General features: G+C 46.3%; 15 protein-coding genes. 1 reads left to right on the forward strand and 14 read right to left on the reverse strand.

All coding sequences use genetic code 11. From position 1 onward, the window contains the following. Positions 1-216: 216 nt before the first annotated feature. From pnp to uvrB, 3 genes are all read right to left on the reverse strand, one after another. On the reverse strand, positions 217-2,325 hold the full coding sequence (gene pnp / locus ACTCCX_RS02225) for a polyribonucleotide nucleotidyltransferase (protein WP_463274519.1): 2,109 nt from the start codon (positions 2,323-2,325) through the stop codon (positions 217-219). A 223-nt stretch (positions 2,326-2,548) separates the two neighbouring features. Next, complete coding sequence (rpsO, locus tag ACTCCX_RS02230) at positions 2,549-2,818, reverse strand: 30S ribosomal protein S15 (RefSeq protein ID WP_068562194.1); 270 nt, start codon at positions 2,816-2,818, stop codon at positions 2,549-2,551. Positions 2,819-2,957: 139 nt separating this feature from the next. Continuing rightward, positions 2,958-4,949, reverse strand: a complete 1,992-nt coding sequence (gene uvrB / locus ACTCCX_RS02235; protein ID WP_463274520.1) for an excinuclease ABC subunit UvrB — start codon at positions 4,947-4,949, stop codon at positions 2,958-2,960. 263 nt (positions 4,950-5,212) lie between these two features. Between uvrB and rpsT the strand changes: the two genes are divergently transcribed. Then, positions 5,213-5,467 (forward strand): 30S ribosomal protein S20, encoded by a 255-nt coding sequence (gene rpsT, locus ACTCCX_RS02240; protein WP_463274521.1) that lies wholly within the window; start codon positions 5,213-5,215, stop codon positions 5,465-5,467. Positions 5,468-5,730: 263 nt separating this feature from the next. Here rpsT and holA read toward each other — a convergent pair whose 3' ends face one another. The 11 genes from holA to ACTCCX_RS02295 all read right to left on the reverse strand — a co-directional run bounded on the left by holA (position 5,731) and on the right by ACTCCX_RS02295 (position 15,210). Next, positions 5,731-6,765: a DNA polymerase III subunit delta gene (gene holA, locus ACTCCX_RS02245; RefSeq protein ID WP_463274522.1), complete on the reverse strand. Its 1,035-nt coding sequence runs from the start codon at positions 6,763-6,765 to the stop codon at positions 5,731-5,733. Between the two features lie 17 nt (positions 6,766-6,782). Continuing rightward, on the reverse strand, positions 6,783-9,002 hold the full coding sequence (locus ACTCCX_RS02250; protein ID WP_463274523.1) for a DNA internalization-related competence protein ComEC/Rec2: 2,220 nt from the start codon (positions 9,000-9,002) through the stop codon (positions 6,783-6,785). 122 nt (positions 9,003-9,124) lie between these two features. Then, entirely contained in the window at positions 9,125-9,634 is a 510-nt protein-coding gene (locus ACTCCX_RS02255; RefSeq protein WP_463274524.1) for a ComE operon protein 2, read from the reverse strand. 63 nt (positions 9,635-9,697) lie between these two features. Further along, positions 9,698-10,390, reverse strand: coding sequence for a helix-hairpin-helix domain-containing protein (locus ACTCCX_RS02260; RefSeq protein WP_463274525.1), 693 nt, complete (start codon positions 10,388-10,390; stop codon positions 9,698-9,700). Between the two features lie 160 nt (positions 10,391-10,550). Then, the gene (coaD, locus tag ACTCCX_RS02265; protein WP_463274526.1) at positions 10,551-11,054 is read right to left on the reverse strand and encodes a pantetheine-phosphate adenylyltransferase; all 504 of its coding nucleotides are present in this window, start codon (positions 11,052-11,054) and stop codon (positions 10,551-10,553) included. A 4-nt stretch (positions 11,055-11,058) separates the two neighbouring features. Next, a complete protein-coding gene (rsmD, locus tag ACTCCX_RS02270) occupies positions 11,059-11,625 on the reverse strand; it encodes a 16S rRNA (guanine(966)-N(2))-methyltransferase RsmD (RefSeq protein ID WP_463274527.1) in 567 nt (188 codons plus the stop codon). Between the two features lie 43 nt (positions 11,626-11,668). Then, positions 11,669-11,989 carry a YlbG family protein gene (locus ACTCCX_RS02275; RefSeq protein WP_463274528.1) on the reverse strand — a complete coding sequence of 107 codons (321 nt, stop codon included), beginning with the start codon at positions 11,987-11,989 and terminating at the stop codon, positions 11,669-11,671. Between the two features lie 4 nt (positions 11,990-11,993). Beyond that, positions 11,994-12,437, reverse strand: coding sequence for a YlbF/YmcA family competence regulator (locus ACTCCX_RS02280; protein ID WP_463274529.1), 444 nt, complete (start codon positions 12,435-12,437; stop codon positions 11,994-11,996). A 78-nt stretch (positions 12,438-12,515) separates the two neighbouring features. Next, the gene (locus tag ACTCCX_RS02285; RefSeq protein ID WP_463274530.1) at positions 12,516-13,559 is read right to left on the reverse strand and encodes a CAP-associated domain-containing protein; all 1,044 of its coding nucleotides are present in this window, start codon (positions 13,557-13,559) and stop codon (positions 12,516-12,518) included. A 173-nt stretch (positions 13,560-13,732) separates the two neighbouring features. Then, positions 13,733-14,902 (reverse strand): putative lipid II flippase FtsW, encoded by a 1,170-nt coding sequence (ftsW, locus tag ACTCCX_RS02290; RefSeq protein ID WP_463274531.1) that lies wholly within the window; start codon positions 14,900-14,902, stop codon positions 13,733-13,735. An 8-nt stretch (positions 14,903-14,910) separates the two neighbouring features. After that, positions 14,911-15,210: an Fpa/YlaN family protein gene (locus tag ACTCCX_RS02295; RefSeq protein ID WP_463274532.1), complete on the reverse strand. Its 300-nt coding sequence runs from the start codon at positions 15,208-15,210 to the stop codon at positions 14,911-14,913. Between the last annotated feature and the right edge of the window lie 124 nt (positions 15,211-15,334).

Genomic DNA, 15,334 nt, shown 5'->3' on the forward strand with positions numbered 1-15,334 from the left:
CCTAATAATAACGCTTTTATGAAAAAAATTCATTAATTTAATATTAAAATCTATAATTAATCAACATTACTCTATAAGTCAGGATTATTAGAATAATTATGGCAAGCTTTCCCACGGGAAAGGACCTTAACTACCATCAACAAAAAGAACAGGCATCGCCTTTTTGTGAAGGTTATGCCTGTTCTTTGCGTGCAGTATTATTCTGTTATGAGCAGTTTACTTTTCTTCCTTAGTCAATAGTGCTTTACGGGAAAGATTGATTCTGCCTTGTCTGTCGATTTCGATGACCTTGACTTTGACTTTGTCGCCGATGGCTAGGACATCTTCGACTTCTTTGACACGCTCGTTAGCCAATTCAGATATATGGACCATACCGTCTTTGCCTTTTGTGATTCCAACGAATGCGCCGAATTTTTCGATACGTTTTACAGTACCCTCGTAGATTTCACCGACCTTCACTTCATGCGTCAACTCTTCGATGATTTGTTTAGCGCGGGCGATCATCGCAGTATCAGCTGAAGCGATGCTCACGTTACCTTCTTGATCGATGTCGATCTTCACGCCGGTTTCTTCGATGATGCTGTTGATTGTATCTCCGCCCTTACCGATGACGACTTTGATCTTATCTGGTTTGATTTGCATCATTTCGATCTTCGGAGCATACTGGGACAGTTCTTCGCGTGGGGCTGCAATCGTGCTGGTCAGCTCAGCAAGGATTTCCATCCGCGCTTTCTTCGCTTGCATCAACGCTTCAGTAAGGATTTGTTCTGTGATCCCCTGGATTTTGATGTCCATCTGCAACGCAGTGATACCTTCGCTTGTTCCGGCAACTTTGAAGTCCATGTCGCCCAAGTGATCTTCAAGTCCTTGAATGTCCGTCAAAACTGTATAGTTTTCGCCTTCCATCACTAAGCCCATAGCGATACCCGCTACCGGTGCTTTGATCGGCACACCCGCGTCCATCATTGCCAGCGTGCTGGCGCAGATGCTTGCTTGTGAAGAGGACCCATTGGATTCCAATACTTCCGAAACCAAACGGATTGTGTAAGGGAACTCGGCTTCTGTCGGGATAACTTGCTTCAACGCACGTTCACCCAAAGCACCATGGCCGATTTCGCGGCGGCCAGGACTTCCTGCTCTGCCGGTACTGCCGACCGAGAATTGCGGGAAGTTGTAATGGTGGATGAATCGCTTGCTGTCGACCATGCCGAGGCCGTCGATGATCTGATGTTCGCCCAGCGGAGCCAATGTACAAGTGGACAACGCTTGCGTCTGTCCACGCGTGAACAAGCCGGAACCGTGTACGCGCGGTAATAAGCCGACTTCGGAAGCCAACGAGCGGATTTCATCGATTTTACGGCCATCTGGACGGATTTTGTCGACTGTGATCAAACGGCGCACTTCGTCTTTTTCCATGTTTTCCACGATTTGGCGTACTTCTTTGGAGATTTGGGCAAAGTTGGCATCATCCAGATACTTTTCATTGAAGAACAAGATCGCTTCAGCTTTCACTTCTTCAATAGCGGCTTCACGCGCCAGTTTTTCTTCTGTCATGATGGCTGTCGTCATTTTTTCACCGTAAGCAGTGGTCACTTCCGCCACAAGTTCAGGGTTTAAAGTCAAAAGCTTGACGGTCATTTTTTCCTTGCCGACCTCGGCTACGATTTTATCTTGGAAATCGCATAATTCCTGGATTGCTTTGTGGCCGAACATCAATGCCCCAAGCATATCTTCTTCATTAACCATCGCAGCGCTACTCTCAACCATGTTGATGGCAACTCTCGAACCGGCTACGGTCAACTCGATGTCGGATGCTTCATTTTGTGGAGCGGTTGGATTCAAAACATATTCGCCGTCTACACGGCCAACATTCACTCCAGCGATCGGTCCGTAGAACGGAATGTCGGAAATCGCCAATGCCAACGAGGAACCGAACATGGCAGCCATTTCCGGTGCGCAATCCTGTTCAACGGACATAACAACGTTTGTGATCTGCACTTCGTTGCGGAACCCTTCAGGGAACATCGGACGGATCGGACGGTCAATCAAACGTGCAGTCAATGTTGCGTTTTCACTTGGGCGGCCTTCACGCTTGATGAATCCTCCAGGTATTTTACCGACTGCATACATTTTTTCTTCATAGTTCACAGTCAATGGGAAGAAATCGGTATCTTTTGGTTCTCTTGAACCGACAGCAGCCGTCAATACGACAGTATCCCCGTATCTGACCAATACCGCACCATTGGCTTGCTTAGCCAATTGGCCGATTTCGACTTGCAGCAAACGACCTGCCCAGTCCATTTGGAACACTTTTTTTTCTGACATGTTATCATTCTCCTTTTGCGATGCTTCCCATCTACCAACTACTAAACAAATGTCAACCTACCGACGCTTATAAGCTCACATTTGTATAGTAGCGGTCTGTAGAGCGGGAGCCTCATTCCATTATAGCTGATTGCTCAGCATTTTTGCACTCATTGTCCGAAAAATCCCAAAAAATAAGCGAGATTCACAGTGGAATCTCGCTTAATATGTCTTAGCCACGAAATTAACGACGCAAACCTAATCTTTGGATCAGTTCACGGTAGCGTGCAACGTCTTTGTTGCGCAAGTAAGCCAACAAGTTACGACGGTGTCCAACTTTTTTCATCAAACCACGGTAAGAATGGTGGTCTTTTTTATGAACGCGTGCATGCTCGTTCAAGTGGTTGATTTCATACGTAAGAACTGCAATTTGCACTTCAGGGGATCCAGTATCTCCTTCGTGAATAGCGTATTCTTTGATGATTTCATTTTTAAGTTCTTTTGAAATTGCCATTTTTTTCACCTCTTTCATAAAGTTACCTTTAACTGAGTAGAACGTTGGTGAATCGTTTAACCAAGTTGAAGGTCGTATGTATAATACAAGAAACAGTTTATCGTAATTCCTTACCGATTGCAAGTGGAAATCACTTTTTTCATAAACCTTTGTATTCAGCCTTCAGTTCCAATACCATATCACGGATTTCTGCCGCTTTCTCGAAATTGAGGGCTTTGGCGGCTTCCCGCATCTCCTTATCCAATTGATCGAGCGCTTCGCGGCGTTGTTCCATCGTCATCGCTTTATAGACGCTCAGGATGCTGACATCCCCTTCGGCATCTTCAGGTGTGTGCGAGATGCTGATGCGGTCACGGACTTCCTTGATGATCGTTTTCGGAGTGATTCCGTGCTCAATGTTGTAGGCCTCCTGCGTCGTGCGACGCCTGTTCGTTTCATTAATGGCCCGCTCCATTGAATCCGTTATGCGGTCTGCATACATAATGACTTTCCCGTTCTCGTTCCGGGCAGCCCGGCCGATCGTCTGGACAAGCGAGCGTTCGCTCCGGAGGAACCCTTCCTTGTCGGCATCCAGGATGGCGACAAGCGATACTTCAGGAACATCCAGCCCTTCCCGCAATAGGTTGATACCAATCAGCACATCAAATTCCCCCAGTCGGAGGTTACGGATGATTTCCGCGCGCTCCATCGTTTTGATTTCGCTATGCAGATAATTCACTTTGATGCCGACTTCCTTCAGGTAATCCGTCAAGTCTTCGGACATTTTCTTCGTCAAAGTAGTGATGAAGACCCGCTCATTGCGTTCGACGCGCAGATTGATTTCACTGATCAGATCATCGATCTGACCCTTGATCGGCCGCACTTCCACAATCGGATCCAACAAGCCTGTCGGACGGATGATCTGTTGAGCGACGTACGGACTTTGTTCATACTCGTATGGGCCAGGGGTCGCTGAAATATAAATGATCTGGTTGACCCGCTCTTCGAATTCCTTCAACGTCAACGGTCGGTTGTCCAGAGTGCTCGGCAGACGGAAGCCATAAGCCACCAACTGTTCCTTCCGCGAACGGTCACCGTTGTACATGCCGCGGATTTGGGACATAGTGATGTGCGATTCATCTATGACGGTCAAATAATCATCCGGAAAAAAATCAAGCAACGTGTAGGGAGGTTCTCCGGGAGCACGCCCATCCATATGTCTGGAATAGTTTTCGATGCCGTTGCAGTATCCCATTTCCATCAACATTTCCATATCGTAGTTGGTGCGTTGCTCCAACCGTTGGGCTTCCAACAGTTTATTTTCAGCGCGCAGCACCTTAAGGCGATCCTTCAATTCTGCCCGGATCATGTCAACTGCATGCAAGGTCTTTTCTTCATTTGCCACGAAGTGAGTGGCGGGAAAAACAGGGAAATGTTCGACGTCATTCTTGATTTCTCCGGTCAGCACATCCACTTCCCTGATCCGGTCGATTTCATCCCCAAAAAATTCGACACGGATGGCCTCGTTGTCGCGGGATGCCAGAAAAATTTCAACAACATCCCCGCGCACTCGGAACGTACCGCGCCGAAAATCGATATCATTGCGTTCAAACTGCATTTCCACCAACCTGCGCAGCAACTCGTTCCGTTCCATTTCCATCCCTTGTCTGAGGGATAAGGTATGCTCTTTATAGTCCAAGGGATTTACCAGACCATAGATGCAGGATACGGAAGCGACCACAATCACATCCCGCCTTTCGAGCAAAGAACTTGTGGCAGAATGACGCAGTTTATCGATTTCATCGTTTACGCTGGATTCTTTTTCTATGTAAGTGTCACTTGAGGGAACATAAGCTTCGGGTTGATAATAGTCATAGTAGCTCACAAAATATTCGACGGCATTGTTGGGAAAAAACTCCTTCAATTCGCCATACAGTTGCCCTGCCAGCGTTTTATTGTGCGCGATGACGAGCGTTGGCTTGTTCACTGACTGGATTACGTTGGCTACCGTAAAAGTCTTGCCGGTCCCAGTAGCTCCCAACAAGGTCTGCGCCCGTCTGCCCAGATTCAATCCGCCGACAAGCTCCTTGATGGCTTCCGGCTGATCACCGCTGGGTTTGTATGGGGAAACTAATTCAAATTGATCTTTCATAATAGATGATTCACCTCTTTACTGACTGTTACAACTATTTTACCACCCAAACATACTTTCGTACACTTTGGAGCTTTTGGCATAGCTTTGCACGATTTTGACCCAAAAATTTCAAAATATGTGGGCCTAAATTCCGGGCAGCAATGATTAAAAAGGCAATCTCTTTCAATTTTTATTGCACAACCCTCTAAAATTATGTATAATATGGCATGTTGGCAAAACAGCCTAATAGTTATAGAAATAAGGAAAGAGGGGTGAACCCAATGCCAAATATCGATTCAGCAATCAAACGTGTTCGCACTAGCGAAAAAGCTAACCTACAAAACAACGCTCAAAAGAGTGCTATGCGTTCAGCTATCAAGAAATTTGAAGCTGCATTAGCAGATGGCGCTGAAAATAGCGAAGAATTATTGAAAGCAGCAGTTAAATCTATCGATTCAGCAGCTTCTAAAAACTTAATTCATCAAAACAAAGCGTCTCGCGATATTTCTCGTTTAACTAAAAAATTAGCAAAATAATTTTTTTATTTAAGAGACTTCAAAACGCAAGGCCGAAGATAGACCAGTCCAACTGGTCCGTCTTCGGCCTTTTTTGTATACGTAGGAAACGTTGCGAGGCCAGATTTCCTAAATTGTCATGACTCTTGCGATTTCAATCGCTTAGAGGCATGATACGCTTGACCGATTAGGTCACAGTGTTTCCTTAATCAGGGCAGAACGAACCCGTTCAGCTTTTCTTATTTGAATGTTCATTCGGCAGCAAAAGTTTGCTTCTGATCATTTTATTGTTTGGGCATTGCGTTTGCGTATCGGATCAAAAACAGCTCGAATTGGATTTCTTTCAGTCCCTGCCCCGTCTTCATGTTATACTCCGTCTCGACCAATCCCTGAAAGGCATCCGCCAAGACCTTTTCGGAAAGGTTCCGCACTTGTTGGAAAGCAAGTTTGACACGATAAGGATGGACCTTCAATACTTTGGTGATGTCGGTTTGTTGATACCCACTTTTTGAAAGCAGCTTTACTTGCAGCAACAGGCGGAATTGTCCCAAAAGGATTGCGTTTATTTTGATCGGCTCCTCTTTTTGGAGCAACAGATCCCGATAGATCTGGATAGCCAGATATGTGTTCTTGTTCAGCACTTGCGTCACCAATTCAAAAATATTCTGTTCCAGATTGCGCGGAATCAAATCGATCACCATTTGTTTGGTGATTTTTTTGTCTTCAGATCCGGCTAAAAATAACTTAGGCAACTCCCGCATTCCCCGCGACAGTTGGTTTTCGATCCGCTCATAAAACAATTCCAGAGCATCACGGTTCATTTGAAAGCCTTCATTTTTTATCATGTCCCCTAAAAATTTGCGGGCTTCTTTTTCAGCTAGCGGAGCAACATCCACAGTGACAGCCTTCTTGGCCACGAGTTTCGATATTTTTTTTCTGCTGTCCAATTTTTCATAAGGCGCAAAAATAGCCAGAATTGTTGAGGGCGACGGGTTTTCCAGATAACCCTCCAGCCAACCAAGATCATGCTCCAGTCCATTTTTAGGCTTTTCGGCCGTCAAAAATAGCGGGTTTTCGATGATGACCAAACGCCTTTCCCCAAAAAAAGGCAGCGACTCCGCATCTTCAAGGGCCCGATCCAACACCGTCTCATCCATATTGAATATGCCGACATTCAGATCCTTGTCGGCTTCATCAACTACCGTTTGCAGCAATAGCTGCTTCGCTTCTTCTATAAAAAAATCTTCTTTGCCCAAAAATAAATAGACTGGTTGAAGCTGACCTTTTTTTATTTTGGACATCTCCGTTGTATAATTCACGCTTGGACCACCATTCATCATTTATATTTTTTGTTCGCCAAAATGGTTCGCCATTCTGTTTTCTCTGATCCGTACAGAAAGTGGATAGCACCCTGTTGATCCGTGCGGAATATCGAAATATCCCGCAATTCCAGACGCTCCAGTATCTTCCCATCAGGATGCCCGTACCTATTCGCTTTCCCGACGGATATCATGGCCAATTCAGGTTGGATCTGATCCAAGAAGTCTTCCGAACTGGACGTTGCGCTACCGTGATGGCCGATTTTCAGTATATCGGTCTTCAAATCGGGGTAAGTGCGCATCAGCAACTCTTCCCCTTCTTCTTCGAGATCGCCCGTGAACAGCCAATCCAAGCCGCCTATGCTTGTTTGAATGACCAAAGAATCCTCATTTCCGCCATCGCCGGGGGATAAAGGTGCCAGGATGCGAAAAACAAAGTCAGCGCCAATCTTGACATCAACCTTCCCCAATACAGGGTAAAGGGTCACGTGTTGCTGATTTTGCAGCTCAAGCAGCACTGCTGCCAACGCCACATTCCCCTCCGCTCCTTTGGGGAAATAAATTTTATCGATTGGCATCCCTTCGGCTAATTCCCGCAATGAACCGACATGGTCCTGATCAGCATGCGTCAGAAAAACCATATCCAATTTTTTCACGCCTTCTGCTTTTAGGATCGTCACCAGCTTTTCGCCGGAAGTGGCTGCTGTTTCGCGGACTTGCCATGCTTCTTTTTCGAAAGTGAGCATGCCGCCCGTGTCTATCAGCACCGCACGACGATGAAAAGGCGCTATGATCAGGATGGCATCACCCTGCCCTACATCAAGCATGACGACTTTCCCGGAAGGCGTCAGCTGGTGGGCGAACGAAAACAAGCCGACAGCAACAATAAGGAAACAGAGCACGCGGATATCCCTTCGTTTTTTTTCAACACGCAGCAAGAGCAGCAGCAAAGCGACCCAGACCAGCGCAAAATAAAAGGCAGGCGGACGCCCAGTAACGACTGACGCAAAATTCAAATCAGCTGCTGCACTGGCGAAGTTCTCCAACAAGGTGAGCAAGTTGTCGGACACGGTGCAAAGCACGCCCAACACCGGTGTTTCCGGGAAAAAGAGCACTGTAAAGAACAAAAACCAAAAAATTGGAAAAAGCAACCAAGAAAAAAAGAATGAGAAGATGACATTCACAAAGATTCCGATCCAGGAAACCTCAAAAAAATGATAAGCTACAATAGGAAAGGAAACCATCGTCATCAGCGCCGTCAAGCAAATATCTTTCAGCAGTCCGTTCAGTTCCCATTCCGCACTTACCGGCGCAAGGAAATACAATACCCCTGCCAAAAGATAGCTCAATTGAAAACTTGCCGTATAGATCAGCAGGGGATTGTATAAAACAGCAGCCATCAATGTAAACGCAAAGGCGTCTTTCGCCTCTACCCGATGGTCGGTGATTTTGCCCACCAAAAGGATAAAATGCGTACAGATAGCCCGAAAGACCCCGATTCCCCACCCGGTCAACACGCCATAAGCGATCAAAAATACAACCAGCAGCTTATTCGTGCTCTCATGGCTGACTTTCATCCGTAGCAGGACAAACCGCAACTGGGTCAGCAACAGCTGAATATGCATGCCGGAAATAGAGAAAAGATGCAATAACCCGATTCCGCGATAGGCATCCAAAGTCTCTCCCGCAATAGCATGCGACTGATTGAATAACATGGTTTGGATATAGTCGGTCGTCTGGACTGCAGGCAATTTTTCCAGCATCAAAATGAGGGATCTCCTTAAGCTGCTTGGCAAGGACCAGACTGAACGATCCTCGCTCCGGAGCTGCATCGCTTCGATCGTTACGATCCAATGGATGCTTTTCGCATTCAGATGGTTTTCAAAATCAAATTGGTACAGATTCCGCTCAGCTTCCGGCTCTTCCAAACGGACTTCAGCAATGATGTGCTGCGGAAATCGCTTTTGTTCCCAGTCGACCTTTTCTTCTTCGGTTCCGATCGTGTAATGAAAATAAACTTTCTCTTCCTTGCCTTCCGTTTGCATCGAGGCTTCCCCTGTCAGCAAATCGCCGTTGATCCGCATATCATTCGGATCCAACCGCAACACAGCTGTTTTGACCGACTCCGCTTCCTGAGCAGTGAACGCAGATACATTTGACCACTGGTGGATCAGCACGCTCGATATGGTTGCGATCACTACCACGGCAGCAATAATATCCAAAACCTTCGCTTTCATAAAGAAAAGGCGCGCAAAAATGACAAACAACAGTATCCATGCAAAGAAATTATTTTTGTCAAACCCAATAATGGTTACCGGGAAGACGAGCAAGGCAGGCAAAAGCAGATAGCCTTTAATGGTCAGTCGTCATGATGACCGCAACAAGCAGTAGAGCCATCATCTGATTGTTCTTTTCGTTTCAGCAATTGATAAAAATAATCCGGGTCGAGGGGGACTTGTTCATACGGAATATCCATTGCATCCAAAAGATGGATCGCGTAGGAGTCGTTATGATAGTCTTCCAAATAGTAGATTTTCTTGATGCCTGCTTGCAGAATCATTTTCGTGCATTGCAGGCAAGGGAAATGTGTCACATATATTTCAGCATCCTCGGTCTGGACGCCGAATTTGGCGCACTGGAGGATTGCGTTCATTTCCGCGTGGATGGTGCGGACGCAGTGCCCGTTCACGACATAACAGCCTTCATCGATGCAGTGGACATCGCCGGAAACACTCCCGTTGTATCCTCCGGCTATGATACGTTTGTCTCTAACGATTGTGGCACCTACCTCCAAACGTTTGCAAGTGCTCCGCAGCGAGAGCAACACGCTTTGTGCCATAAAATATTGATTCCAAGGAATTCTTTCCATGCAGTAGTAACCTCCATCCATATATAAAATTAAGTATACAAGAGCCGCTCCCCTGTTTCAATTTTATTTTGCTCCGACCGTAATTAGATCTTTAAACCCCTCGAAGGTTTTTTCACCGATTCCTGAAACGTCCATTATTTCCTCGATCGTCTGGAAAGAGCCGTTCTCTTCACGGTATGCGATGATGAGCGCAGCTTTTTTTTCACCTATCCCGTTCAATGTCTGGAGCAGATCAGCATCTGCCGTATTGATATCCACTTTCTTGGTTTCAGCCTCCTCGTTTCCGGTTTCTTGTCCGTTCAGGCTATTTTCCGGTACTGCAATCAGCTGATCGTATCCTTCCCCCACTGCAGGAATATAAATCACCATCTGATCCTTTACACGCTGGGACAGATTCACTGTGTCGGCATCCGCTGTTTCACTAAAACCACCCGCCAAATCAATTATGTCAATGACGCGCATGTCAGCTTCAGCTCGGTATACACCCGGCTTTTTTACGGACCCTTTGATATCGACGATGATGATTTCCCGGACTGGCTCCTCTTCTTCCGGCTGTGTTGACGAAACATTCGCTTCAGCAGAGCTTGCTGCCAGATAAGTTTCATCCAGCAACAACTCCCCAGGGTTGGTTTCTGCAGGATTGCCGTACATCAATCTGCCTAATCCCAGCAGACTTACGGTGAAAAACAAAAGCACAACAGAAAATCCGATTACTTCCCGTTTATGGCAAGCAACCCATTCCCGAATAGCGTCCAAGCTACCCCTCCTTTCACATCCATTCAAAACATACGCGAAAAGGCCCAGAAACATTCAGTCGCCCGAAATATTTTTTCACGAAGCCACGCCTAAAAAGGTTGGGCAAGGAACCATGGGTTCCTTGCCCAACCTTATGCAAAAATTCGTTTCATTCCATTCATTAATTCCCCTTGAACGCGCTGTCTTTGAACTTCTGAAGGATAGCGCCGTTGATGTTGGCCGGGACCAAACTAGATACATCCCCGCCGAACATCGCAACTTCTTTGATCAGACTGGAACTGAGGTACCGATAATTTTCCGAAGACAACAGAATCACGGTTTCAAGATCCGGAGCCTGCAATTTGTTCATCGAGGCAATGCTGTGCTCATATTCGAAATCCTTCACGTTTCGTACCCCACGCAAAAGGGCGCAAGCACCGACATCCCTTGCCATTTCGATCGTAAGCCCGCCCGTGTGGCGAATGACACGGACCTGAGGAAAGTCCCGCAAAGCCTCGGAAACCAGCTGAATTCTTTGTTCTCCATCAAACAAAGACTGCTTGGATGTATTGGTCGAAACTGCAACAACGATTTCGTCGAAAACGATAGTTGCACGGGAAATCGTATCGATGTGCCCGTTTGTCAAAGGGTCAAAACTCCCCGCAAATAGTGCTATTTTTTTCATGGAATCACCCTTCCTGATTGTAGTCGAACATTTCGATGGCGATTGTCCCATAAACAGCACGCTTCCACCTTCCGTATGGGCCGATCTGTTCCGGCAATGTGTTTTCCTTTGCCATTTCGCAGACAAAAACCGTTTCCTCATTGACCAACTGCAAGTCGATCAGTTCAGTGATGTCAGAGACTGTCTTCTCTTCGGCATAGGGCGGATCAAGAAAGACCAAAGAAAATTGCGTATTCGGATTTTCTGAGGCGAAGACACGAAGATTTTTTCGCGCATCCCCCGCATAAAGGCTGAATTTCTCTGTTTCCTTCGTGATTGCGATGTTTTCCTTGATCGTATCGAGCGCTTTTCGGTTCTTTTCGAACAACACCGCCCGTTCGATGCCGCGGGAAACCGCTTCGATTGATAAGCCACCGCTGCCCGCGAACATATCCAGGCTGACTCCGCCATCAAAGAACGGACCGATAATGTTGAACAAGGACTCTTTGACCTTGTCCGTCGTTGGCCGTGTATTGCTGCCAGGAACGCTTTTCAATCTGCGTCCTTTGTATTCTCCTGCGATAACCCGCATCTGTCCTCACCCACAAACAAGTATTTTTTATTTCCGAACAAAACTAAAAGGAATAGGTCTTCGTTTCAAAAGCGGACTCGTTGAATTCCGCTTCAGGATTATTACGGTCTTTCCTGTCGGGAAGAGCATTCTTCAGGGTCATGTCGATGTCCGGACGATGCGACAATTCCACTTTCCGGACAAAATGCAGACTGTTCAATTTTTCTGCCGTGGCTTGCGCCTCCGCTTGATCGACGTACAATAAGACATACTTCATTCTGTTGGAAACATAATGGATATAGCCGTATCTTTTCAAATTTTTTATCTGTCTCAAGGTATAGACCCAGACGACAATGCCCTGTCTTTTGGTCACTTCTAAGCTCATATGTTTACCCCCTACTGGAAATATGTATCTGACAAGCTGCAGGCATGTTTGAATCCCCTGTCTGAAAAAATGGGTCCCCTGCAGAAACCAATATATTCGGTGAAATGGCATGCGCCAATCGCTCGGAAACCCTGTCCAACAGCACCTGCAATTCACGTTCTGCGGTCCGGAAACGATAGACGGCTTCATCCAAGTCCATGATTCGCTTTGCTTGGTAAACGCGTTGTTTGATTTTCGCATAATCCGGTGCAAAATCTGGATAGGCTTCTACTCTTTCATATACCTCTTTTGCTTCATTGAACGCCCTTATCTTAGCGTTGGCCTCTTCATTTTGCGCAAGAAGGCGCTTTGCTTCCTTATAAGATGACATAGTTTCTCCGCTGCAGATTGCTTCCACAAGCCGGAATGTTTGGTCTTCCAATGCAAAGTACTCTTCATTGATGATCATCTGCTTCCCCTGCCTCATATGTGTTGATGATGTCCACTTTTTAGTATAGCCTGAATTGACGGACGACTCAACCGTTATTTATGGGTCTACAGACTGCTCACTCAAAAGGATCAATTGATAATGTTCATTGGCTGCGACGGCGTAATGCGTCAGATATTCATCGAAAATCACATTGTCCGCTTGCAGCAGCTCCAAAAAGAACGAAGGAATACTGTAGAATTCTTCAGCAAAAACAAAGGCCGTTCGCCTGTCCGGGACAACTTCCGTTAATTTTTTCTCGATGCGCAGATCCGATAAAGTGAAGGTTGCCGTAAAATCATTGATGTCCGTTTCACTCGGCATAAGCTCGCCGGCAGCCGTAACCAGCTCTTCGGATTCCTGCAATAGCGGCAGTCCCCCACGTTCCCGCAGAACGCCCAAAATGTTTTTGATCTGCAGGACATTTTCTTCATCCGCAGCCACATTGCGTTCCCAATCGTCACGCCCGAGTTCATAATCCTCGTCTGATACGACAGAATAGTATCCCAAATCCAACAGCGCCTCATTCGAAAGAAAATACATCCCATAAACCGTTTTCGTCACCTCATCGAACAGCAACATCACAAAGCTATCATTCTCGAATTGAATCAATGGTGTCCTTTCTATCTGTTTCTTCGAAAGAGCCAACTCATATGGCGTGTCTCCGGCAGAAAGCTGAAAATTCCGTGCCAAGTAGCCCTCATCGAGTACATTTTCCTGCGTCATGCCGATTGTGAACATGCCCACTTCGATTTTGTTTCCCAAAATATAGAGGGAGCGGATGATATCATCCTTGACGCCTATCTGGATGTAGTCCGCTGCATTGGTGCCGAATACCCACCATTCGCTGCCACCGTAGGCTTTACCGACGCGAATCGGATCCCCATGCTTGGCTGTGTAGGCGGCAATGGGCTGACCGATGTAGGATTCATAGCCGGTCACAGGCAAAGGATACCCTTCATTTTCATCAATGGATGCTTGTTCGTTCCTAGCGATGCTCGAAGATGGCGCCGTTCGTTCCCCATTGTCCACGTAGAGAGGGAGTGCATAAGCTACGAAAATAAACAAAATGAATAATGACACTACTTTGATGGAAAATTTCACGCTTATCCCTCCTTGCGACTTCTGATTTTTTAATATGGCAAAGAATGCCAGGATACATACCATTATACTCTATTTTTGCTCGATGAGAAAAGCTTTCCGGCAGCTCATATCCGCATCCGCGCAATCGAAGCTATCATCAAAAAAGAGCCAGGAACCCGGCTCTTTTTCGATGCTTATTTTGGTAGTTTGGAAATCTGATCGTTGATATACATATTGTTGACCAACCCGATCGATACAGCAGATACCAACAAACTGGATCCTCCGTAGCTGACGAAGGGAAAGGTGACTCCAGTCAACGGCATCAAGCCCGTCGCACCACCAACATTGATCACTCCCTGGGCCAGGAACATCGTGCCGATTCCGATGCAGACAAGCTGGGCAAACGGATCTTTGATTTTGATGGCATTCTTAAAAATACGGTAAACCATATAGAAGAACAACACCAAAACAAACAATACGCCCATCAGGCCCAATTCTTCCCCAACGATGGACAATATGAAATCGGTATGGGGTTCCGGCAGATAACCGGATTTCTGGATGCTTTCACCGATGCCCACACCAAAAAGTCCACCCCTGCTTAAGGCATAATAAGAGTTCACCACTTGGTAACCGGAATCCTGGATGTCCGCGAACGGGTCGATGAATGATGTGATCCGTTCCATCTGATAAGACTGGAAGAACGGAATTCTGCTTCCGAATGTTTTCACCACTGCAATGATCAGTCCGTATAACGCTCCGATTGCACCAAAAGTCATTACCCCATACTTGACTTTGACGCCGCTGTGCAGGAACAGCACAAGACAGATGAAGGCGATGATGGCAGCTCCGCCGAGATCGGGCTGCAAGAACACCATCGCTACTGCGGCTGCCGTTATCATAAGCGGTTTTTTCATCGTTTCGTAAAAACCCTCATTGATGCGGGACTGGTGTTTCGAAATGAACCAGGACAAATACAGGATCAGATTCAATTTCATGAACTCGGCGGGTTGGAACCCGATGGATCCAAAATAAATCCACCCGCGGGCCCCTTTTGTAGCCGTACCCGGCCATAGCAAAAGATAGGCCAAAATTCCGAAAAGGCCAAGCAACATGTACGTCAGCAGTTTGTCGTTCTTGAAAACACGCTTCGAGAGAAAGGAAACGATCAAGGCACCGAACAGACCCAAAGAGGCGAAAATGATTTGCTTATAAAAGAAATATTCCGAATTATTGTAATCCGTCATAGCGCGATAACTGCTGGAACTGTAAACCATCAAAATCCCGAAACCCGACAGGATGATGTACGGAATCAGTAGACGCCAATCCATATAGGAGAATTTTTTCTTGATTGTATTTTTAATCATGTAGACAACTAAACCCCTTTGTCGGCGGAATCGTTTTTCGATTGATCAAAATAGTTCGTGTACATGGCGTTCAAAGACGCTTCCAGATCACTCAAAATCTTGTGTCCCTCTTCTTTCGAGATGATCCCCAATTTCACGGCATATTCGACTTCACGGGAGAATCCGTACATTTGCGTATCCACCACATCCTCGAAGGCTGGACAGTTCGCAAAGCAGAGGTGTTCCTTTTGGCTATTGATCAGTTTGTAGATCTTTTCAGCATCCTGCATCAAGATTTCCAAAGCAGTATTTTTATTGATGCTATCCATCTTAATTCCTCCCCTCAAAAGTTATCTCATTATACCAAACAAATTGGCTGACGCCTACCATCATTCATCTGCTGCTTGCCCATCAGACTTGTCCTTATTATGTTTGATGGCTGGGTATTTCGGG

This window comes from Trichococcus sp. (assembly GCF_055118575.1).